The organism is Streptomyces sp. NBC_00669 (assembly GCF_036226785.1).
GTDB lineage: Bacteria > Actinomycetota > Actinomycetes > Streptomycetales > Streptomycetaceae > Actinacidiphila.
Genome location: NZ_CP109018.1, coordinates 6,387,665 through 6,408,283, shown reverse-complemented (window position 1 = coordinate 6,408,283; position 20,619 = coordinate 6,387,665). Strand labels below are relative to the sequence as shown.

Sequence of the window (20,619 nt, the reverse complement as noted above, 5' to 3'; positions counted from 1 at the left end):
CCAACCTGCTCCGGCCCCTCCCCTAAGGGTCCCGAGGGTCCCCGAGGACCCGCACGCCCTCGCGCCCCAGCGCCCTCACACCCTCACACCCTCACACCACGATGTTGACCAGCTTCGGCGCGCGGACGATCACCTTCCGCACCGTCGCCCCGCCGACGGCCTCGACGACCGCGGGAGCGGCCAGCGCCAGGGCCTCCAGGTCCGCGTCGGTGATGGCCGGCGGCACCTCCAGGCGGGCCTTGACCTTGCCCTTGACCTGGACGACGCAGGTCACGGCCTCGTCCTGGACCAGCGCGGGGTCGGCGACCGGGAACGGCTCGTGGGCCAGCGAGTGCGTGTGCCCCAGCTTGGCCCACAGCTCCTCGGCGAAGTGCGGCGCCAGCGGCGCGATCAGCAGCACCAGCGACTCGGCCACGGAGCGCGGCACCCCGCCGGACGCGCCCGACGTGCGGGTCAGCGTGTTGTTCAGCTCGGTGATCTTGGCGATGGCCGTGTTGAAGCGCAGGTTGGCCATGTCGGTGGAGACGCCGTCGATCGCCTTGTGCAGGGCGCGCAGCGTCGCCTCGTCGGCTTCGGCGTCCACGACGGTGACCTCGCCGGTGGCCTCGTCCACGACGTTGCGCCACATGCGCTGCAGCAGGCGGTACTGCCCGACGACGGCCCGGGTGTCCCAGGGCCGGGAGACGTCCAGCGGGCCCATCGCCATCTCGTACAGCCGCAGGGTGTCGGCGCCGTACTCCGCGCAGATCTCGTCGGGCGTGACCGCGTTCTTCAGCGACTTGCCCATCTTGCCCAGCAGCCGGGAGACCGGCTCGCCGTCGTGGAAGTAGACGCCGTCCCTCCCCTGGCCTTCCGGCATGGGGGACCCCACCACCTCGGCCGCGGGCACCGCGATGCCGCGCGCGTCGCGGTAGACGAACGCCTGGATCATGCCCTGGTTGTACAGCTTGTGGAACGGCTCGAAGGACGAGATGTGCCCCAGGTCGTACAGCACCTTGTGCCAGAAGCGGGCGTACAGCAGGTGCAGTACGGCGTGTTCGGCGCCGCCGACGTACAGGTCGACGCCGCCGGCCGGCTGGCCCTCGCGCGGGCCCATCCAGTACGACTCGGCCTCGGCGGAGACCAGCTTGTCGCTGTTGTGCGGGTCCAGGTAGCGCAGTTCGTACCAGCAGGAGCCGGCCCAGTTGGGCATGGTGTTGGTCTCGCGGCGGTAGGTGCGCGTGCCGTTGCCGTCGCCCAGGTCCAACTCGACGGTGACCCACTCCTCGTTGCGGGCCAGCGGGGGCTCCGGGGAGGTGTCGGCGTCGTCGGGGTCGAAGGTGCGCGGGCTGTAGTCGTCGACCTCGGGCAGTTCGACGGGCAGCATCGAGTCGGGTACGGCGTGTGCGGTGCCCTCCTCGTCGTAGACGATCGGGAACGGCTCGCCCCAGTACCGCTGGCGACTGAACAGCCAGTCGCGCAGGCGGTAGTTGACGGTGCCCTCGCCGACGCCGCGCTCGGTCAGCCAGGCGGTGATCGCGGCCTTGGCGTCGACCACGCCCAGCCCGTCCAGGCTCAGGGACTCACTCGTGGAGTTGACCAGCTTCGCGTCGTAGGAGGCGAACGCGTCCTCCCACGTGGCCGGGTCGGTGCCGCGGCCGTCGCTGGGCGCGACGACGCAGCGCATCGGCAGCTCGAAGGCCCGGGCGAACGCGAAGTCGCGGCTGTCGTGGGCGGGCACGGCCATGATCGCGCCGGTGCCGTAGCCCATCAGGACGTAGTCGGCGATGAAGACGGGGACCTGCTCGCCGCTGACCGGGTTGACCGCGAACGCGCCGGTGAAGACACCGGTCTTCTCCTTGGCCTCGGCCTGCCGCTCGACGTCGGACTTCGAGGCGGCCTGCTTGCGGTAGGCGGCGACGGCGTCGGCGGGGGTGGCGTGGCCGCCGGTCCACACGGCGTGGGTGCCGGCCGGCCAGGCGGCGGGCACGATCGGGTCGACCAGTTCGTGCTCGGGGGCCAGCACCATGTAGGTGGCGCCGAACAGGGTGTCCGGGCGGGTGGTGAAGACGGTGATCGGGCGGTCCGCGCCGGGCACCGCGAAGTCCACCCGGGCGCCCTCGCTGCGCCCGATCCAGTTGCGCTGCTGCAACTTGATCGCCTCGGGCCAGTCCACCGCGTCCAGGTCGGCCGCCAGCCGGTCCGCGTACGCGGTGATCCGCATCATCCACTGGCGCAGGTTCGCCTTGAAGACGGGGAAGTTGCCGCGCTCGGAGCGGCCGTCGGCGGTGACCTCCTCGTTGGACAGCACCGTGCCCAGGCCGGGGCACCAGTTGACCGGCGACTGGGCGACGTAGGCCAGCCGGTAGCCGCTCAGCACGTCGGCGCGCTCGGGGCCGGTCAGTTCGGACCAGGGGGCGCGGCCGGGCACCTGGCGGCTGCCGTCCTCGAACTGGGCGATCAGCGTGTCGATCGGGCGGGCCCGGTCGGCGTCGGGGTCGTACCAGGAGTTGTAGATCTGCAGGAAGATCCACTGGGTCCAGCGGTAGTACTCCGGGTCGATGGTGGCGAACGAGCGGCGGCGGTCGTGGCCCAGGCCCAGCCGGCGCAACTGCGCCTTCATGTTGGCCATGTTGGCCTCGGTGCTGACCCGCGGGTGGGTGCCGGTCTGCACGGCGTACTGCTCCGCGGGCAGGCCGAACGCGTCGAAGCCCAGGGTGTGCAGGACGTTGTGACCGGTCATCCGCTGGTGCCGGGCGAAGACGTCGGTGGCGATGTAGCCCAGCGGGTGGCCGACGTGCAGGCCCACTCCGGACGGGTACGGGAACATGTCCATGACGAACTTCTTCGGCCGGGCGGCCAGCTCGGGCTGCCCGTCCAGTTCGCCGCTGGGGTTGGGGGCGGCGAAGGTGCCGTGCTCGTCCCAGTGGTCCTGCCAGCGGCTCTCGATCCGCGCGGCCAGCTCGGCCGTGTAGCGGTGTGGCGCAGCCGTCTCGGCGGCCGGGGTGGTGTCGCTCATCGTCCTCGGTACTCCATCGATGTCGTGACGGCTGCGGCCGCCGGTGAGCCGGTCCGGAGAGCCCACGGGCGGACCCGGAGGCGGAAACAAAAAAACCCCTCGCGCAGGAGGGGTGCCGCACTGACGTCTTTCGTGGTCAGCGCGGCGGGCTAAGCAGGAGGCTCACGGCTCGCATGCGGTCAGGATACCGCAGCGGGGGACGGGCCCGCACGGGGACCGCCCCGGCCGGGCGGGAGAGCGCACCGGGGTTGCCGGTGCGGTCCCGCCGCCGTGCCGGGGCGGCCTGGAACCTGTCGTCCGTATCTGCTGTCAGTGCTTGCCGGTCTTCTTCGCCGGCTTGTACGACTGGACGTAGCCCTTGGCCGGGGAGCCGACGCCGGTGACGTCGTCGTAGCCGACCGTGGCGTGCAGCGAGCTGTCCGTGCCGAAGGTGCGCAGGCTGGTGATCAGGCCGTCCGAGGCGTCCACGCTGTTCACGTAGTCGACGCGGACGTTGGCTATGCCCTGCCCCTGGCCGAGCGGGTGGTCGGTCACGTCGTGGTACGCGGAGGTGCCGTACCGGTCGTAGATCAGCGGGTTGGCGAAGCCGATCGGGACGCCGCCGCGGGCCTGCTCGGCGAGCGCCTGGACGCCGGCGATGACCGGGGAGGCCAGCGAGGTGCCGCCGAGGCGGTACTCGTTGTACTTCGCGGTGCCGTCCGGGAAGGTCTCGGTCTCGCCCACCAGGAAGCCGGTGTTCGGGTCGGCGACGGCCGCGATGTCGGGCTCGACCCGCATCTTGGTGGTGCCGCCGTTCGCCAGCGCGAGCGAGTCGGGGACGACACCGCGCTGGTAGAAGGGCTGCTGGACGAGCTTGCTGGTGCCGCCGCCGGCGCCCGAGGTGAACGGACCGGGGAAGCCGTCCCAGCTCTTGCCGTCGGCCGACAGCGGGGCGCGCTCGGTGCCCCAGCCGGTCTCCCACAGGTACTTGTCGTTCTTGCCGACCGCCAGCGAGGTGCCGCCGACGGAGGTGGCCCACTGGGAGTCCGCCGGGGTGTTGACGTCCTTGGCACCGTCGATGGTGTTGTCGCCGTCGTCGCCGGAGGAGAAGTAGAAGCCGATGCCCTCGACCACGCCCTGCTGGAAGGTCTGGTCGTAGGCGGCCTGCAGGTCCGGCGTCTCGTTGGCCTCGACGTCACCCCACGAGTTGCTCACGATGGTGGCGAGCCGGCCGTCGACGACCGTGTTGAGGGCGTCGAGCAGGTCGTCGTCGTAGCAGGACTTGGCGCCGACGTAGACGATGTTCGCGTCGGGGGCGACCGCGTGCACGGACTCGACGTCCAGGGACTCCTCGCCGTACCAGCTGGAGCCGCCGCAGTCCTCGACGCTGTTGTAGCCGTCGGGGCCGGGGGTGACCTGGGTCAGCTGGCCCTTGCGGTACTTCTGGCCGCCGGTGTCCTTCGCCAGCTTGGCGCTGTCGCCGACGATGTTCGGGGAGGCGTACGCGTCGGTGATCGCGACGGTGACGCCCTTGCCGGTGTACTTGCCGGCGCCGTACGCGGAGCGCAGCTGGTCACCGGTGTAGCCCTTGATCGTGTACGGGGCCTTGCCGCCGTACGCGGAGGGAAGCTTCTTGTCGGTGTTCGACCCGTAGTAGGTCGAGAACGGGCCGGCGTTGGAGAAGGCGGCCTCGGGGGGAGGCAGCGTGTCGTCGTGGCTGGCTCGCTTGGGGGCGTTGTCCAGGCCGGTGACGGTGAGGACGGCACCCTTGAGGGCGGCGGGCGCGGACGCCGTGCTGGTGGGGGCGCGGTAGGTGTGGCCGGCCTTGGTGTAGTTGTGCAGCTGGGTGCCGAACGCCTTCTCGGCGGCCTTCACTTCACCGGTGACGGTGAGGTAGTGGGCGTTGGTGCCGGTCACCTTCAGGCCGGCCGAGGTCAGCCAGGCGGTGATGGCGTCGGTCTGCGCCTTGGTGGCGCCGAACCGGGCCTTGGCCTGAGCCGCCGTCAAGTAGTGCGCGTAGTCGGCGGAGTTCGGGTCCGAGACGGCCTTGGCGTAGGCGGCGAGGCCGCTTGCGTCCTTGCCCGCGAGGTAGACCCGCACGGTCACCTTGCCGCGGTCCGACGTGGCGCCCTTGTCCGCGTGGGCGGTGGCCCACTGCGGCTTGGTACCGCTCAGGAGCTGGCGTCCGGCGGGCTGTGCGGCCGTGGCGCTCTGGGCGCCCAGCGCGAGGGCACCGGCGACCAGCGGCAGCGCCGCCGCCACCGCGAGTGCCGCGCGCGTTCTCTTGCGCTCAAATCTCATGAAACCCCCATACGCAGCGAATGGTTGTCGCATCCGAGACGGCGTCGCCGCTATGCGTGCGCGGCTCACCGCAGAGCGACACTCTTTCGCTGATCAGTTCATGCCAGGGATATGGTTTCACCAAGAGAAGGTCAAGGAATGGTACGCACCGGCGGCCGGACATGACGCCGCGACAGCCGCCCACCAGGCCCCAACTGTCCTGCGGGCACGGCGAATCCGCTCCCCGACGAATTGATGTTGCTCGCTGCGCACCCGGCCAAACACCGGACCCGGTGCACGGAACGCGCCGAGTTGGCATGCTACGGCCGGAACGGCGTTGGCGGCAGCGGCAGTCGACGGGCGAGCCCGACGGCCGAAGCCCGACGGCCGAAGCCTGATGCCTGACGCCCGGTGGCCGGTGGCCGGTGGCCGGTGGCCGGTGGCCGGTGGCCGGTGGCCGAACGAAAACGCCGCACACCTGGTGGTGTGCGGCGTCGATGATCGCTGTGGAGCTACGGGGAATTGAACCCCGGACCTCTTGCATGCCATGCAAGCGCTCTACCAACTGAGCTACAGCCCCGCGCGGACTCCGGGAGACCCCGGCGACCTGGAGTTACTTTACACGGCGACGGAGCCGGGAAGCACATCGATAAACGGGGGCGCCGGCCGGCGCGGCGGGCTCCCGGACGGCGGCCCCGCGCGCCGGTGGCGGGGCCCGGTGACGGGACCCGTCGCGGTGTTCACGAAGTCTCAATAATTGGTGCAGGGTTCGCGGGCTACGGTGGGTTCGGCCGTGTGGACGAGAGGCTGGAGACCACCGTGACCACCGCGTTCGACCCGATCGACCTGGGCGGCATACGCCTGCGCAACCGGATCGCCATGGCGCCGATGACCCGCAGCCGGGCGTACGGTCCCGGGCTCAGCCCCACCGAGTCGGCCGCCGCGTACTACGCGCAGCGGGCCTCGGCCGGGCTGATCGTGACCGAGGGCACCCAGCCGTCGCCGGGCGGGCAGGGCTACCCCGACACCCCCGGGCTGCACAGCGCCGAGCAGATCGCGGCGTGGCGCCGGGTGACCGGCGCGGTGCACGCGGCAGGCGGCCGGATCTTCGCCCAGCTCATGCACACCGGCCGGATCGGGCACCCCTCGCTGCTGCCGGACGGGCTCTACCCGGTGGGGCCGTCCGCGGTCGCCGCGAAGGGCTCGGTCTACACCGCGAGCGGGCCGAAGGCGTACGTCGTGCCGCGCGAGCTGGGCGAGGACGACATCTGGCAGACCGTCGAGGACCACGCTACCGCGGCCCGCAACGCCATGGCCGCCGGCTTCGACGGGGTGGAGGTGCACGGCGCCAACGGCTACCTGGTGCACCAGTTCCTCGCCCCGAACTCCAACACCCGCACCGACCACTGGGGCGGCGACGACCAGCGCCGGACCCGGTTCGCGGTGGAGGTGGTACGGGCGGTGGCCGCCGCGATCGGCCCGGAGCGCACCGGGCTGCGGATCTCCCCCGGCAAGCCGTTCGGCGACATCGACGAGCCGGAACCGGACGCCACCTACCTCGCACTGCTGCGCGCCGTGGAGCCGGTCGGCCTGGCCTACCTGCACCTGATCGAGAGCCCCGACCGGGCGCTGACGCTGGAGCTGCGCAAGCGGTTCGCCGGGGTGTTCATCCTCAACGCCCGCGCGGAGAACGGGTATTCGGGCCCCGACCAGTTGCCCCTGATCGAGGACGGCACCGCCGACATGCTCGCCTTCGGCGCCCTCTTCCTCGCCAACCCCGACCTGCCGCACCGGCTGCGCCGCGGCGGACCGTACAACTCCCCCGAGCGGGCCACGTACTACGGCGGCGACGACCGCGGCTACACCGACTACCCGGCGCTGCCCGCGGCCGAGGAGGCGTGAGCGTACGGTCGGCCGCCGCCGGTACGGGCCCTCCCGAACGGGCCCGTACGGACCGCCCCCCTCAGCCCCGGCGGCGGAGCGTCGCCGCCACCGCGACCACCGCGCCCACCACCGCGACCGCGACCAGTGCGACCGAGGTGATCGCGTAGGCGTGGGCGGAGTGGTGCGCGCCGGTGCCGGAACCGAGCCGGTTGAGGAAGACCGTGCCGAAGGTGGCCACGCCGATGAGCTGGCCGAGCTGGGTCACCGTGGCGAGCAGCCCGCTGGCGTCGGCGGCGTCCTCGGGCGCGACCTTGGACAGCGCGAGGGCGAACGTCGGGCTGAAGGCCAGGCCGAGACCGCCGCCCAGCAGCACCATGCCGACGTAGAAGGCCGCGCCGCCGTGGCCGCCACCGCGCAGGGCGAGTCCCAGGACCGCCAGCGCGATCGCGGCCAGCGCCATGCCGGCGCCGGCCAGCCGGTGCCACCAGGCACTCGGCAGCAGCCGCCAGTAGAGGCTGGTGCAGCCGAAGACCACGGCGGTGACCGCGAAGGTCAGCCCGGTGCGCAGCGCGCTGTAGCCGAGACCGGTCTGCAGGTGCAGCGCCACCGCGAACAGGAAGCCCGCGTTCACCGCCATGGAGAGCATCAGCAGCGCGACCGACCGCGGCATGCCCGGCGCCCGCAGCACCCGGCCGGAGACCAGCGGGGCGCCGCCGCGCCTGGTCAGCCGCGACTCGATCACGGTGAACGCGGCGAACAGCAGCACGCTCAGCGCCAGGCAGATCCAGCCCCACACCGGCCAGCCCTCCTCCTGCCCGAGCACCAGCGGAACCGTGAGGAGGGTGACCGCCGCGCCCAGCGCCACCAGGCCCGGCATGTCGAGCGAGCGCCGCCGCTCCGGCGCGCTCCGCCGGTCCTTCGGCAGCACCCGCGGGGCGACCACCAGCAGCGCCACGCCGATCGGCACGTTCACCAGGAACACCGGCCGCCAGCCGGTGCCGAACAGGTCGGCGCTGACCAGCACCCCGCCCAGCGACTGGCCGAGCGCGGCACCGGAGGAGATCACGGCCGAGTAGACGCTCATCGCGCGGGTGCGCGCCTCACCGCGGAAGTTCAGCTGGAGCAGGCTCAGCACCTGCGGGATCATCAGCGCGGACCCGGTGCCCTGCACGAAGCGGAAACCGATCAGCTCGCCGGTGTTCTGGGCGAGCCCGCAGGCCAGCGAGGCGGTCGTGAACACCGACAGCCCGATGATGAACAGCCGCCGGTGCCCGAACAGGTCGCCGAGCCGGGCGCCGGTGATCAGCAGCACCGCGTAGGAGATGGTGTAGCCGGCGATCACCAGTTGCAGGGCCGCGCCCGAGGCGTGCAGGTCCGTACGGATGGTGGGAGCCGCGACGTTGACGATGAAGACGTCCAGCAGCGCCATGAACAGCCCGGCGAGGATGGTCCCGAGCAGCAGCCCCGGACGGGGGCCGGCCCGGCCGGTACTTCCGGCACCGGGTGGGACGGCGGCTGCCACGGAAGAGGGGGCGGGAGTGGACAGGGGATCGGGGGTCGCGGAGGTGGCTCCGGCCAGCGTGTCGTTGCTCATGTTCACGAGCCTGGCGCCGGCCCGGTACCAGTAACGAGAGCCCAGCGATCCTGGTACTGGCACCACCTGGCACCGGCACCGCCGCCCGTACAGGATGGGGGCATGGCACAGCCGCAAGCTCGGCCGGACATCCGACGACAGGCCCACCAGGCGCAGGCGGCCACCCCGCCGCGGGCGCGAACACCGGCACAGGCGCAGGCACCCGCGCAGGCGGCAGCACCCCCGGCGCGGGTCGGCGGCGTGAAACCCCAGCGCCGCGGCGAGCTCGCCGCCTTCCTGCGCAGCCGCCGGGCCCGGATCAGCCCGGAGGACGTCGGCATGCCGCCGGGCTCGCGCCGCCGCACCCCCGGCCTGCGCCGCGAGGAGGTCGCCCAGCTCGCCGGGGTCGGCGTCACCTGGTACACGTGGCTGGAGCAGGGCCGCCCGATCAACGCCAGCGTGCAGGTGCTCGACGCGGTGGCCCGCGTGCTCCAACTCGACGTGACCGAGCGCGACCACCTCTACGGTCTTGCCGGCATCCCGTTCGTCAGCGAACCGGTCTCCGACGCGGAGATCGTCGGCGAGGAACTGCTCGGCGTGCTCGGCTCCCTGAACCCGCTGCCGGCCGCCGTCTACAACGCCCGCTACGACGTGCAGGCCACCAACGCCACCTACCGCGTCCTGTGGCCGATGACCGCGCTCGTCGAACGCTGGGAGCGCAACGTCCTGTACAAGCTCTTCACGACCCCCGACTGCTGCTCGACCTTCAAGAACAGTGCGGAGGAACTGCCGTGGATGGTCGCGCAGTTGCGCCGCAGCTACGCCCGGCACATCGGCGAGTCCGCGTGGGAGGACTTCGTCGCGCTGCTGATCAAGGAGAGCGCGACCTTCGCGCAGCTGTGGGCGAGCGGCAACGTGGCGGCGCCGGGCCGCCGGGTGAAGGTCTTCCGGCACGCGGAGGTCGGCATCATCAACCTGACCTCCCTGTCGCTGAGCATCGACGGCATGGCGGAGCACCGGATCGTGGTCTACACCCCGGTCGAGGAGGAGGACCGGCTGCAGATCGAGCGGCTGCGGGCGATCGGGGACCCGATCGTCGGCTGCGAGCGGCACGGGCGGCGCCTGTCGGCGGCACTGGCGGACAGCGTCGGACGCACCGAGCGCGCCCGGCAGACCGGCCCCGCCGTCTGACCGGAGCGCGCCGTCCCGGAGCCCGCCGTCTGCCCCGGCCCGCCGTTCGACCGGCCCCGCACGCGAGGGGAAGCCGGGCGCGGGGAGTCGAGCAGGCAGAAAAGAGCGGGACCCGCCCGCGTCTTCCGCGAACAGGTCCCGCTCTCTCGTCTGTGGAGCTACGGGGAATTGAACCCCGGACCTCTTGCATGCCATGCAAGCGCTCTACCAACTGAGCTACAGCCCCGCGTCGACCCGGTTGTCCCGGCGACGTGAAGAAGCATAGCCGGTGGACGGGCCGGAAACGAAATCGGCCGCACGGCCCGCCCGAGCAGCGGGAAGGAGCGCTGCGCGCCGGACCTACGCGTCGTCGCCGAGCACCGGTTCCGGCAGGGTGCCGGCATTGTGCTCGGTCAGCCGCCAGCCGCGCGCGCCCTCGCCGAGCACCGACCAGCAGCAGTTCGACAGTCCGCCCAGCGACTCCCAGCTCGTCGGGTCCAGGCCGAGCAGGCGGCCGATGGTGGTGCGGATGGCGCCGCCGTGGCTCACCACGACGAGCACTCCCCCGTCGGCGAGCTTGTCGGCGGCGGCGAGCACCAGCGGCGCGGCACGGTCGGCGACCTCCGTCTCCAGCTCGCCGCCGCCGCGCCGGACCGGCTCACCGCGCTTCCACGCGGTGTACTGCTCGCCGTAGCGGGCCAGGATCTCCGCGTGGGTGAGCCCCTGCCAGGCGCCGGCGTAGGTCTCCCGCAGGCCCTCGTACGGGGTCACCGGCAGGTCGGTCAGGGCGGCCAGCTCGGCCGCGGTGTCGGCGGCACGGCGCAGGTCCGAGGAGATGATCGCGTCGGGGGCGAGCGCGGCGAGCAGCCGGGCGGACCGGCGGGCCTGGGCCACGCCGGTCTCGGTCAGCGGGATGTCGGTGCTGCCCTGGAAGCGCTGCTCGACGTTCCAGGCGGTCTGCCCGTGACGCCACAGCACGATCCGCCGACGCCGGTCGGGGACGGCCGCGTGATCGGACCCGGCCGCACCCTCGGGGACGGCCGCGTGATCGGACCCGGCCGCACCCTCGGCGCCCTCCGGACGCTCGGCACCCCTCGCACGCTCGTTGCCGGTCACCGTGCCCTCACGCCTCCTCGCGCTCGGCGGCGTCGGCCGCCTCCTCCGCGGCCGCCGCGTGGGCCGCCGCCTTGCCCCGGGTGGCCACCGCGTCCTCGGGCAGCGCGATCTCGGGGCAGTCCTTCCACAGCCGCTCCAGGGCGTAGAAGACCCGCTCCTCGGAGTGCTGTACATGCACCACGATGTCGACGTAGTCCAGCAGCACCCAGCGGCCGTCCCGCTCGCCCTCGCGCCGCACCGGCTTGGTGTCGAGCTCCTTGAGCAGGTGTTCCTCGATCGCGTCGACGATCGCCTTGACCTGCCGGTCGTTGGGCGCGGAGGCGACCAGGAAGGCATCGGTGATGGAGAGCACATCGCTGACGTCGTAGGCGATGATGTCGTGCGCGAGCTTGTCGGCGGCCGCCTGGGCGGCGGCGCGGGTCAGCTCGATGGAACGGTCAGTGGCGGTCACGGATGCGGCTTTCCGGTCGGGAACCTGTCGCCCCCAGGGTCTCACGACCCTCCGACAGACCCCGACCGCATTACCGGGCGACGCCGCTGACCTGCGGCGCCACCCGGTTGGACGGTCAGCCGTCGTCGTTGGCCGGCTTGTAGTCCTTGCCGAGGACCACCGAGATGTCGGCGTTCGACGGAACCGTGCCCTTCTTCACCGCGCTCGCCTGGAGGCCCAGCGTGGCGGCCACGTCCTTGGCCGCGGCCTCCCGGGCCGGGTCGGTGTAGAGCACCTGGGACACCGCCTGCACCGTGGCGGACTTGCCGCCCGACACGTAGGTGTAGGTGCCGCCGTTGACGATCGCGGCCTGCGCCATGGCCGCGGACTTGGCGTTGCCGCTGGCGTCCTTGATCGCGACCCTCGCCGGACCGGAGTTCCCGGTGGCCTGCTTCACGTTGCCGCCGAGCACGTCCTTCACCACGCTGTCGGTGGCCGCCTCGCTGAGCGTGCCGTCCTTCTGCACCGGCAGCATCGAGGTGCTGTACTGGCCGGTCTTGGCTAGGTCGGCGAGCTGGGCGAGCGAGGCACCGAGCTGCTTGTCGGTGAGCGACGGGTCGAGGATCTGGGCGAGCGCCTGCACCGTCCTGGTCGCGTCGGGCGCGTCGCTCGGCATCTTCATCAGCACCGCCTGCATGACCTGCCCGAACCGGTTGAGCTGGGCGGTCTGCGGCTCGCCGGGGGCCTTGTACGTGGCGTACGCGACCGCGGCGTCCCCGCTCAGTTCCTGCTGCTCGCCCTTGGGCACGAGTACCTTGTCCTTGTCCTTGCCGGTGCCCTTGACCTCGGTGTCGGTGTTGACGTAGATGTCGCCGAGGGAGTCGACCAGCAGCTCCAGATACGGCGAGTCGAGCCGCCAGCTGCCCTTGATGTCGGTGCCGAGCAGGGTGTTGAGCGAGTCCCGGGTGGGCCCGACACCGTTCGCCACGGACTTGTCGAGGGTGGTCACCGAGCCGTCGTCATCGGTGAGTTGCACGTCGCCCGGGATCAGCACGGTGTTGCCGTGCTTCTTCGTCGTGTTGTCCACCAGCAGCGCGGTGGAGCTGGCGCCGCCGTTGACCGGCAGCATGTGCACCACGATCACGTCGCGCCGCTCGGCGCCGCCGCTCGCGGCCGCCGCCGCGGAGCCCTTCTTGAATCCGGGGAGCTTCCCGGCCTGCCACAGATACCCGCCACCGCCGAGCAGGGCGAGCACAAGTATGACCACCAGGCCGAACTTCCGTTTGCGGCCCCGCCGTTTGGCCTCCTCGCGGCGCTCGGTGCGCGACTCGGAGAACTTCAGCCAGTCGATGACCTCTTCGGACTCCTCCGACTCCTCGTCGACGAAGGCGAACTGCTCGGTGCGGTAGTCCTGCGCGGCCTGCCGCTCCGCCTGCTCCGCAGCCTGCTCCGCCGCCGCGGAAGCCTGCTCGTCCTGGTAGGCCGGTTGCTGCCCGGTGTCATAAGCCGGTTGCTGACCCGTCTCGTACACGGGCATCTGCCCGGTCTGGTAAGCGGGTTGCTGCCCCGTGTCGTACGCCGGCTGCTGACCGGTGTCGTACGCCGGCTGCTGTCCGGTGCCGTAGGCGGGCATCTGCCCGGTGCCGTAGCCCTGGTCGTAGCCGGGCTGGTAGCCCTGCTGCGGGTAGACCGGGTGCGCGCCGGTGTCGTACTGCTCCTGGTACGGCGGCGGGGCCTGCTGGGGGACCCCGTAGCCCTGCTGCTGGCCGCCGTACGTCGAGGACGGGTCCTGGTACGGCGGCGGGGGCTGGGTGAGCGGGCGGCCGTACTCGTCGTAGCCGTAAGGCTGCTGCTGGTAGTAGGGGTCCTGCGCGTAAGGGTCTCTCTCGTTGTCTGGACCGCCCTCGGCATAGTGCCTGCGGGGGTTTGCGTCGTTCACGAGGAACCCCTTCACGTTTGCTGTGCGCCGCTACCCGGTCTCGTGCCGGTAGAGCGCGCGCTTGTCGATGTAGCGCACCACACCGTCCGGAACCAAGTACCAGACCGGGTCCCCCTTGGCCACCCGCTGGCGGCAGTCGGTCGACGAGATCGCCAGCGCCGGGACCTCCACCAGCGACACTCCGCCTTCGGGGAGGCCCGGGTCCGACAGCGTATGCCCTGGACGTGTGACGCCGATGAAATGCGCCAACGCGAAGAGCTCCTCGGCATGCCGCCAGGACAGGATCTGCGAGAGCGCGTCGGCCCCCGTGATGAAGAAGAGCTCCGCCTCGGGGTGGTCGTTCCGCAGATCCCGCAGGGTGTCGATGGTGTAGGTCCGGCCGCCGCGGTCGATGTCGCTCCGGCTCACCGAGAACTGCGGATTGGAGGCGGTGGCGATCACCGTCATCAGGTAGCGGTCCTCGGCGGCCGAGACCTTGCGGTCTTCCTTCTGCCAGGGCTGGCCGGTGGGCACGAAGACGACCTCGTCGAGGTGGAAGAGACTCGCCACCTCGCTCGCGGCCACCAGGTGCCCATGGTGGATGGGGTCGAAGGTACCGCCCATCACGCCGATGCGCTTCTTCTCTGACATGCGGACGGCTAGTCCCGGTTGAAGCGGGTGACGACCCACAGGAGGAGCAGGAGGGCGCCCAGGGCGCCGAATCCGGTCAGGTAGGGGCTGAGGCTCGGGTGGTTGCCGCCCTCGGCGAGTGTGGTCAGGGTGGTGGCTGCTGCGGTCGACATTCGGCTGACCCTTTGCTTTCTCGGGGACGGGCGGGAAGACTCACGGCACATGGTACGGGCGGTGCCCGGGGAACTTCGCGCTGGCTCCGCGCGTCCAGCACTGTGTAACGGTTGGCGAGCAGGGGGTTGGCCCAGGTGTCCGAATCGTCCCAGTCGAAGAAATCGAAGAAGGACGGGCCCGGCGGAAAGGGCTCGGCCGGCAAGGGTTCCGGCGGTGAGAAGCTGCCCAGCCGCACCCGGCGCCGGTTCCCCGACATCTCGTCGCGGGCCTACGAACACCCGGCCGACAAGTCGGCGCTGGTGGCGCTGCGCAAGCTCACCGGATTCGACACCGTCTTCAAGGCGTTGAGCGGGCTGCTGCCCGAGCGCAGCCTGCGGCTGCTGTTCCTGTCCGACTCCGTCCGGGTCAGCGACGAGCAGTTCGCGCACCTCAACGCGATGCTCCGGGACGCCTGTTACATCCTCGACCTGGAGAAGGTCCCGGCCTTCTACGTGACGCAGGACCCGCAGCCGAACGCGATGTGCATCGGCATGGACGAGCCGATCATCGTGGTCACCACCGGCCTGGTGGAGCTGCTGGACGAGGAGGAGATGCGCGCGGTCGTCGGCCACGAGGTGGGCCACGCGCTGTCCGGCCACTCCGTCTACCGGACGATCCTGCTCTTCCTCACCAACCTCGCCCTGAGGGTGGCGTGGATACCGCTGGGAAACCTGGCGGTGCTGGCGATCGTCACCGCGCTGCGCGAGTGGTTCCGCAAGTCCGAACTGTCCGCGGACCGGGCCGGGCTGCTGGTCGGCCAGGACCTCCAGGCGTCGATGCGCGGCCTGATGAAGCTGGCCGGCGGCAACCACCTGCACGAGATGAACGTGGACGCGTTCCTCAAGCAGGCCGACGAGTACGAAGCCGCCGGCGACCTGCGCGACTCCGTGCTGAAGATCCTCAACGTGCTGCCGCGCAGCCACCCCTTCGCCACCGTGCGCGCCAGCGAGCTGCGCAAGTGGGCGACCAGCCGGGACTACCAGCGGCTGATGGACGGCCACTACCCGCGGCGCACCGACGACAAGGACGCCTCGGTCTACGACACGTTCAAGGAGTCGGCCAGTCACTACTCCGAGCGGGCGAAGCAGAGCAAGGACCCGCTGGTCGGTCTGATCCGCGATCTGGGCAACGGCGCCGGTGACATCGGCGGCAAGCTGCGCGACAAGTTCACCGGGGCGGGCGGCAAGGGCGACACCGGCGCCGACCCGTCGGGCGCCGCGCCCGAAGGGGCGTAGCAGCGCGCGACGGGCACCGCGGACGCGGTGGTCACCGTCGCCGGCGGCACGACCGCACTGCCGGTCGCGCCGCCGGTTGTGCCGCCGGTCGTGCCGCCGGTCGCGGTCACCAGCCCCGTCTCGGTAGCCGTCGCGGACCCGGACCCGGGCCCTGACCCAGCCCCGTCCCCGCTCCCGGTGGGAGTGGGCGTACGGGCGGTGGCCGTGCCGGTGGGGGCGGCCGCGCTGCCGTCCATCGCGCTACAGACCGAGCCCGCCGGGTGGTCGGGCCGGTACGGGTCGACGCCGTCGAGCCGACCGCCGCTGCCGCCGGCGAGTATCGGCCGGAAATAGCTGCCGACGGTGTCGGTACAGGCCAGCGGCCCGGCCTGGACGTCGGCGTCGACCAGCTCGATGTGGTGCTGCCGCACATCCGTGTGGTTGACGTGGAAGGTCAGATCGCGCCGCACCGAGAACAGCGACACCGTGGTGTCCGACTCACCGCGCAGGGCGTAGAAGAAGGTGTAGTCGGTGACGATCTCCAGTTCGCTGCCGGCCGCGGCGGTCCGCACCTTGCCGTCGTTCACACGGATGGCGTTGTCGGCGCTGCCCGCGAGGGAGATCTGCGGGTCGAAGCGCACCAGCCAGCCGGTGGCCGCGTGGCTGCCGTCGTCGCTGGGCTGGGTGAGGGTGGCGTCGAACTGGTCGAGCTGGCCGGGGCTCAGCAGGTCCCGCACCGGCTCCAGGTCGCCGGAGATCACCGTCTCGCGGTCGAGCGAGGTGACGGTCAGATACTTCTTCGCGGTGTCCAGCGCCTCCTGGACCTCGCTCTGCGCGTAGCCGCCGATCCGCCGGGCCGCGTCGGTCGGCACCCTGATGCCGTGTCCGTACCCCTCGGCGCGGCTGCCGGCGAACGGCTCGCTCGGCGAGACCGCCTGCACCGTGCCCTTCGGCACCAGAGGTATCAGGTTCACCCGGATCTGCTCGCTCACCGCGGGAGTGTGGCCGCGGTACGGGTGGCGGACCCCCATGTAGACGGCGAAGCCGAACGCCACCATGATCAGCGCGAACATCGCCAGTGCCTGCCGGGCCAGGCCGTGCGGCATCACATGGCGGATGCGCACCGCGTGCGCGGCGTCGTCGAGCCGCTCGCGCGCGGAGTACTCCTGGATACGGGCAGCCTTGACGAACGACTCGTCGAACACGACGGGTCGGTATTCGCTCTCGTCGTCGCCCCCGGCCGGCACGCCGTCGGGCGAGCCCTCGGGAGGGTCCTCATGCCCGCTCATATCACAAGGTTAAGTCCGTATGGACGGGAACAGGCGCCCTTGTGGCGGTCAAGTTGACGTGCGATCAGGGCTGCGGGACGAAGTGGATGGTCGGGGTCGCCGATGTGCCGATCGGCGGGTGCGTCGGCGGCGGGGTCGTGGTGCGCCCGCCGCCCGCGCCCCGGTAGACCGCGGCGAAGGTCAGGGCGACCACGCCGATGCCCATCACCACCGCGAGCGCCCAGGCCACCGGCCGGTGCCAGCGGGTGCTGCCGGCGCGGTAGGGGTGCCCGGCGGCGTAGAGCTCGTCCGACTCCAGGACGGAGTCGTCCTCCAGCTCGGGTACGGTGGCGCCCCGGCTTCTGTGCCGTGCGGGACGGCTGGGTGGCAGCGCGGGACCTTCGGCGACGGCAAGCATCCGTTCCCTGGCCGTGGGCTCATGGAACAGAGCGGACCGTACGAATTCCTCGTCGAGGACTACGGAGGCGAACTCGTCATCGTCCGGCATCTGTTCAGAGTAAGCCGGAAGGGGCCCTTTTGGGCAGGGCTTTCCTGGCCCACCGTGCGGCGGCTGTGCGCCAGTGGCGGGGACGTGGTACGCCAGCCGTCCCGACCACCGGGGCGGGCGGGACGGCGGATACCGGTGAGTACGTGTGGGGCGCCGGTCAGCGGATGTGGCCGTCGCCCGTGACGATGTACTTGGTGGAGGTCAGCTCGGGCAGGCCCATCGGGCCGCGCGCGTGCAGCTTCTGGGTGGAGATGCCGATCTCGGCGCCGAAGCCGAACTGGCCGCCGTCGGTGAACCGGGTGGAGGCGTTCACCATCACCGCGGCGGCGTCGACCAGCCGGGTGAAGCGGCGGGCGGCGGCCTGCGAGGTGGTCACGATCGCCTCGGTGTGGCCGGAGGACCACAGCCGGATGTGCGCGACGGCCGCGTCCAGCGAGTCCACCACGCCGGCCGCGATGTCGTACGACAGGTACTCCGTCTCCCAGTCCTCGGCGGTGGCCGGCACCACGGTGGCCTTGCCGTCGTGCGCCCGCGCGGCCGCCACCACCCCCGGGTCGCCGTGCACGGTGACGCCCGCCTCGGCGAGCGCGTCCAGCGCGAGCGGCAGGAAGCGGTCGGCGATGTCGCGGTGCACCAGCAGGGTCTCGGCGGAGTTGCAGACGCTGGGCCGCTGCGCCTTGGAGTTCACCAGGATCTGCACGGCGGTGTCCAGGTCGGCCTCGGCGTCCACGTAGACGTGGCAGTTGCCGGTGCCGGTCTCGATCACCGGCACGGTGGAGCCCTCGACGACGGTACGGATCAGGGCGGCGCCGCCGCGCGGGATCAGCACGTCGACCTGGCCGCGGGCGCGCATCAGCTCGGTGACGGACTCACGGCTCTCGCCGGGCACGAGCTGTACCGCGTCCGCGGGCAGGCCGGCGCCGCCGATCGCGTCGCGCACCACGGTGACCAGGGCGGTGTTCGAGGCGTACGCGGAGGACGAGCCGCGCAGCAGCACCGCGTTGCCGGACTTCAGGCAGAGCGCGGCGGCGTCCACGGTGACGTTCGGGCGGGCCTCGTAGATGATGCCGACCACGCCGAGCGGGACCCGGACCTGCCGCAGGTCGAGGCCGTTGGGGAGGGTGGAGCCGCGCAGCACCTCGCCGACGGGGTCGGGCAGCGACGCGACATGCCGTACGTCGGCGGCGATCGCGGCGACCCGCTCGCGGGTGAGGGTGAGCCGGTCGATGATCGCCTCACTGGTGCCGGCGGCCTTCGCCCGGGCGACGTCCTCGGCGTTGGCGGCGACGATCTCCTGGGTGCGGACGATCAGCGCGTCCGCGATGGCCAGCAGCGCGTCGTCCTTCGCCGCGCGGGCCTGCGGGGCCAGCTCCGCGGCGGCGGCGCGGGCGCGGTACGCGGCCAGCAGCACGGGGGACGTGGGGAGCGGCGAGGGCAATTCCATGCGGTGCAGGGTACCCTGACCCGCCCGGGTGGCTGGTTCTGTCGGTTGGCGGACCACCTGCCGGTGGCCTGTTGAGCGCGCGGTTCCCCGCGCCCCTTGGTGGGGCTGCTCGTCGCGGAAGAGGCGCACCGCCCACGCTGCCTAGTACGGGTGGACGCCTACGGGGACGGCGGGTGGGGGGCCGTAGCCTTCGGCGAGGCGTTGGTGGTAGGTGGTGCGGTCGATGACTTCGAGGCCGACGGTTTCCCAGGGGGGCAGCCCGGCGGTGGAGCGGTGTTCGCCCCACAACCGCAAGGCCAGCGCGGCGGCGTCGTGGAGGTCGCGGGCCTCTTCCCAGTAGCGGATCTCGGCGTGGTCGGTCGCGTAGCGGCTGGTGAGCAGGAACGGGTGATCGTGCGCGAGCTGTTCCAGTCCGCGTCTGACCTCGGCGAGGGGCGCGCGGGGGCCGGAGACGCTGAGCGTGACGTGCCACAGCCGGGCGGAGGGGTGTTCGTCGTGCCCGGTCTCCGCGTCGTCAGCGCTGCTGCCGGCGCCGGCCTTACCGACGTCGTGCCCGCTGCTCACGCTGACCAGCGCGCGCCCCGATGTCCCCCTGGACGAGTGCCCTGGGCGCCCTCGTTTCACCGGTGGCCTCCCTGTGGGTGACGTGACCGAGCCCGCCCGCACGCTCCCTGCGGACGACTCCTCCGCTTCACAGTTGACCAGGCTCGGCGGCCGGGCGTGGCGTTTTCCCGGAGATTGGCCGAGGAGCGACCGGCCGGACGGGTCCCGGGAACCGGGCGGAACCGGGCATTCGCACGCGGGAAACGGGCAGCCCTCTGCTCAGGGGCGCAGCAGTACGAGGTCGTCGCGGTGGACCACTTCGCGTTCGTACGCCGGGCCGAGTTCCCTGGCGAGGTCGCGGGTGGAGCGGCCGAGCAGGCGGGGCAGTTCGCGGGCGTCGAAGTTGACCAGGCCGCGGGCGACCGGGTGGCCGGATTCGTCCAGCAGGTCGACCGGGTCGCCCGCGGTGAAGTCGCCCTCGACCGCGGTGAGTCCGGCCGGCAGCAGGGAGCTGTGCCGCTCGGTGACGGCGCGCACCGCGCCCGCGTCCAGCCGCAGCGAGCCGCGCGGGGTGGAGGCGTGTGCGAGCCACAGCAGACGGTCGGCGGAGCGCTTGCCGGTGCGGTGGAAGTACGTGCCGGTCTCGCGGCCGGCCAGCGCGTCGGCGGCGTGCACGGCGGAGGTGAGCACCACGGGCACCCCGGCGCCGGTGGCGATGGCGGCGGCCTCGACCTTGGTGACCATGCCGCCGGTGCCGACGCCGGCCCGGCCCGCGCTGCCGATGGAGATGCCGGCGAGGTCGCCGGGGCCGGTGACCTCGCCGACCAGGCTGGTGCCGGGGGTGCGCGGGTCGCCGTCGTAGAGGCCGTCGACGTCGGAGAGCAGCACCAGCAGGTCGGCGTGGACCAGGTGGGCGACGAGGGCGGCGAGCCGGTCGTTGTCGCCGAACCGGATCTCGTCGGTGGCGACGGTGTCGTTCTCGTTGACGATCGGCAGGGCGCCCATGGCCAGCAGCTGGTCGAGCGTGCGGTAGGCGTTGCGGTAGTGGGTGCGGCGGCTGACGTCGTCGGAGGTGAGCAGCACCTGGCCGACGCGGATGCCGTACCGGGCGAAGGAGGCGGTGTAGCGGGCGACCAGCAGGCCCTGGCCGACGCTGGCGGCGGCCTGCTGCCGGGCCAGGTCGCGGGGGCGGCGCGGCAGGCCGAGCGGCGCGAGCCCGGCGGCGATCGCGCCGGAGGAGACGAGGACCACCTCGCGGTCCGCGCGGGCCTTGGCCAGGACGTCGACGAGGGCGTCCACCCGGTCGGCGTCCAGCCCGCCCGCGGCCGTGGTCAGCGACGAGGAGCCGACCTTCACCACGACCCTGCGGGCCTCCACCACGTCCTGCCGTGCCGCCGCTGCCACCTGCGCCGTCCCTCTGTCCGCTGTTCCGCGATCCGTCCGGCCGTGAC

Annotated in this window: 15 protein-coding genes, 2 tRNA genes and 1 pseudogene; 3 read left to right on the top strand and 15 right to left on the bottom strand. The window is 72.0% G+C overall.

Annotation, left to right across the window (positions count from 1 at the left end; genetic code table 11):
• Window positions 1-91: 91 nt before the first annotated feature.
• From leuS to OG896_RS27065, 3 genes are all read right to left on the bottom strand, one after another.
• A complete protein-coding gene (leuS, locus tag OG896_RS27075) occupies window positions 92-2,998 on the bottom strand; it encodes a leucine--tRNA ligase (protein ID WP_329369476.1) in 2,907 nt (968 codons plus the stop codon).
• Window positions 2,999-3,307: 309 nt separating this feature from the next.
• Window positions 3,308-5,278, bottom strand: coding sequence for a S53 family peptidase (locus tag OG896_RS27070; RefSeq protein WP_329369474.1), 1,971 nt, complete (start codon window positions 5,276-5,278; stop codon window positions 3,308-3,310).
• A 486-nt stretch (window positions 5,279-5,764) separates the two neighbouring features.
• A tRNA-Ala gene (locus OG896_RS27065) sits at window positions 5,765-5,837 on the bottom strand.
• Window positions 5,838-6,052: 215 nt separating this feature from the next.
• On the opposite strand from OG896_RS27065, the gene OG896_RS27060 reads away from it, so the two are divergent.
• Complete coding sequence (locus OG896_RS27060) at window positions 6,053-7,159, top strand: alkene reductase (protein ID WP_329369472.1); 1,107 nt, start codon at window positions 6,053-6,055, stop codon at window positions 7,157-7,159.
• A 61-nt stretch (window positions 7,160-7,220) separates the two neighbouring features.
• On the opposite strand, the gene OG896_RS27055 is transcribed toward OG896_RS27060, so the two are convergent.
• Entirely contained in the window at window positions 7,221-8,735 is a 1,515-nt protein-coding gene (locus OG896_RS27055) for an MFS transporter (protein WP_329369470.1), read from the bottom strand.
• Between the two features lie 102 nt (window positions 8,736-8,837).
• Here OG896_RS27055 and OG896_RS27050 point away from each other — a divergent pair, with 102 nt between their 5' ends.
• The gene (locus tag OG896_RS27050) at window positions 8,838-9,905 is read left to right on the top strand and encodes a helix-turn-helix transcriptional regulator (RefSeq protein ID WP_329369468.1); all 1,068 of its coding nucleotides are present in this window, start codon (window positions 8,838-8,840) and stop codon (window positions 9,903-9,905) included.
• Window positions 9,906-10,058: 153 nt separating this feature from the next.
• Here the strand turns inward: OG896_RS27050 and OG896_RS27045 are convergent.
• From OG896_RS27045 to OG896_RS27020, 6 genes are all read right to left on the bottom strand, one after another.
• Window positions 10,059-10,131: transfer RNA gene (locus OG896_RS27045), tRNA-Ala, on the bottom strand.
• A 113-nt stretch (window positions 10,132-10,244) separates the two neighbouring features.
• On the bottom strand, window positions 10,245-10,865 hold the full coding sequence (locus OG896_RS27040) for a histidine phosphatase family protein (RefSeq protein WP_328474068.1): 621 nt from the start codon (window positions 10,863-10,865) through the stop codon (window positions 10,245-10,247).
• 142 nt (window positions 10,866-11,007) lie between these two features.
• The gene (gene rsfS / locus OG896_RS27035) at window positions 11,008-11,451 is read right to left on the bottom strand and encodes a ribosome silencing factor (protein ID WP_329369466.1); all 444 of its coding nucleotides are present in this window, start codon (window positions 11,449-11,451) and stop codon (window positions 11,008-11,010) included.
• A gap of 115 nt (window positions 11,452-11,566) precedes the next feature.
• Window positions 11,567-13,369, bottom strand: coding sequence for an LCP family protein (locus OG896_RS27030; RefSeq protein WP_329369464.1), 1,803 nt, complete (start codon window positions 13,367-13,369; stop codon window positions 11,567-11,569).
• A gap of 30 nt (window positions 13,370-13,399) precedes the next feature.
• On the bottom strand, window positions 13,400-13,999 hold the full coding sequence (nadD, locus tag OG896_RS27025) for a nicotinate-nucleotide adenylyltransferase (protein ID WP_328464082.1): 600 nt from the start codon (window positions 13,997-13,999) through the stop codon (window positions 13,400-13,402).
• An 8-nt stretch (window positions 14,000-14,007) separates the two neighbouring features.
• Window positions 14,008-14,151 (bottom strand): hypothetical protein, encoded by a 144-nt coding sequence (locus tag OG896_RS27020; protein ID WP_328464084.1) that lies wholly within the window; start codon window positions 14,149-14,151, stop codon window positions 14,008-14,010.
• 222 nt (window positions 14,152-14,373) lie between these two features.
• Between OG896_RS27020 and OG896_RS27015 the strand changes: the two genes are divergently transcribed.
• The gene (locus OG896_RS27015; protein WP_329374308.1) at window positions 14,374-15,426 is read left to right on the top strand and encodes a M48 family metallopeptidase; all 1,053 of its coding nucleotides are present in this window, start codon (window positions 14,374-14,376) and stop codon (window positions 15,424-15,426) included.
• 233 nt (window positions 15,427-15,659) lie between these two features.
• Here the strand turns inward: OG896_RS27015 and OG896_RS40480 are convergent.
• The 5 genes and pseudogenes from OG896_RS40480 to proB all read right to left on the bottom strand — a co-directional run.
• Window positions 15,660-16,694 (bottom strand): annotated as a pseudogene (locus tag OG896_RS40480) (SCO2583 family membrane protein); the annotation flags it as partial.
• 64 nt (window positions 16,695-16,758) lie between these two features.
• Window positions 16,759-17,181 (bottom strand): SCO2583/SCO2584 N-terminal domain-containing protein, encoded by a 423-nt coding sequence (locus OG896_RS27010; protein WP_329369462.1) that lies wholly within the window; start codon window positions 17,179-17,181, stop codon window positions 16,759-16,761.
• 157 nt (window positions 17,182-17,338) lie between these two features.
• Entirely contained in the window at window positions 17,339-18,625 is a 1,287-nt protein-coding gene (locus tag OG896_RS27005; protein ID WP_328464088.1) for a glutamate-5-semialdehyde dehydrogenase, read from the bottom strand.
• 141 nt (window positions 18,626-18,766) lie between these two features.
• Entirely contained in the window at window positions 18,767-19,249 is a 483-nt protein-coding gene (locus tag OG896_RS27000) for a hypothetical protein (protein ID WP_329369460.1), read from the bottom strand.
• A 198-nt stretch (window positions 19,250-19,447) separates the two neighbouring features.
• Window positions 19,448-20,548 (bottom strand): glutamate 5-kinase, encoded by a 1,101-nt coding sequence (proB, locus tag OG896_RS26995; RefSeq protein ID WP_329374306.1) that lies wholly within the window; start codon window positions 20,546-20,548, stop codon window positions 19,448-19,450.
• Window positions 20,549-20,619: the final 71 nt, after the last annotated feature.

Excerpts from the sequence above, each read along its gene's own strand:
- nadD (WP_328464082.1), bottom strand. The coding sequence starts at position 13,999 with ATGTCAGAGAAGAAGCGCATCGGCGTGATGGGCGGTACCTTCGACCCC.
- leuS (WP_329369476.1), bottom strand. The coding sequence starts at position 2,998 with ATGAGCGACACCACCCCGGCCGCCGAGACGGCTGCGCCACACCGCTAC.
- OG896_RS27070 (WP_329369474.1), bottom strand. The coding sequence starts at position 5,278 with ATGAGATTTGAGCGCAAGAGAACGCGCGCGGCACTCGCGGTGGCGGCG.
- OG896_RS27010 (WP_329369462.1), bottom strand. The coding sequence starts at position 17,181 with ATGCCGGACGATGACGAGTTCGCCTCCGTAGTCCTCGACGAGGAATTC.
- OG896_RS27055 (WP_329369470.1), bottom strand. The coding sequence starts at position 8,735 with ATGAGCAACGACACGCTGGCCGGAGCCACCTCCGCGACCCCCGATCCC.
- OG896_RS27020 (WP_328464084.1), bottom strand. The coding sequence starts at position 14,151 with ATGTCGACCGCAGCAGCCACCACCCTGACCACACTCGCCGAGGGCGGC.
- OG896_RS27005 (WP_328464088.1), bottom strand. The coding sequence starts at position 18,625 with ATGGAATTGCCCTCGCCGCTCCCCACGTCCCCCGTGCTGCTGGCCGCG.
- OG896_RS27050 (WP_329369468.1), top strand. The coding sequence starts at position 8,838 with ATGGCACAGCCGCAAGCTCGGCCGGACATCCGACGACAGGCCCACCAG.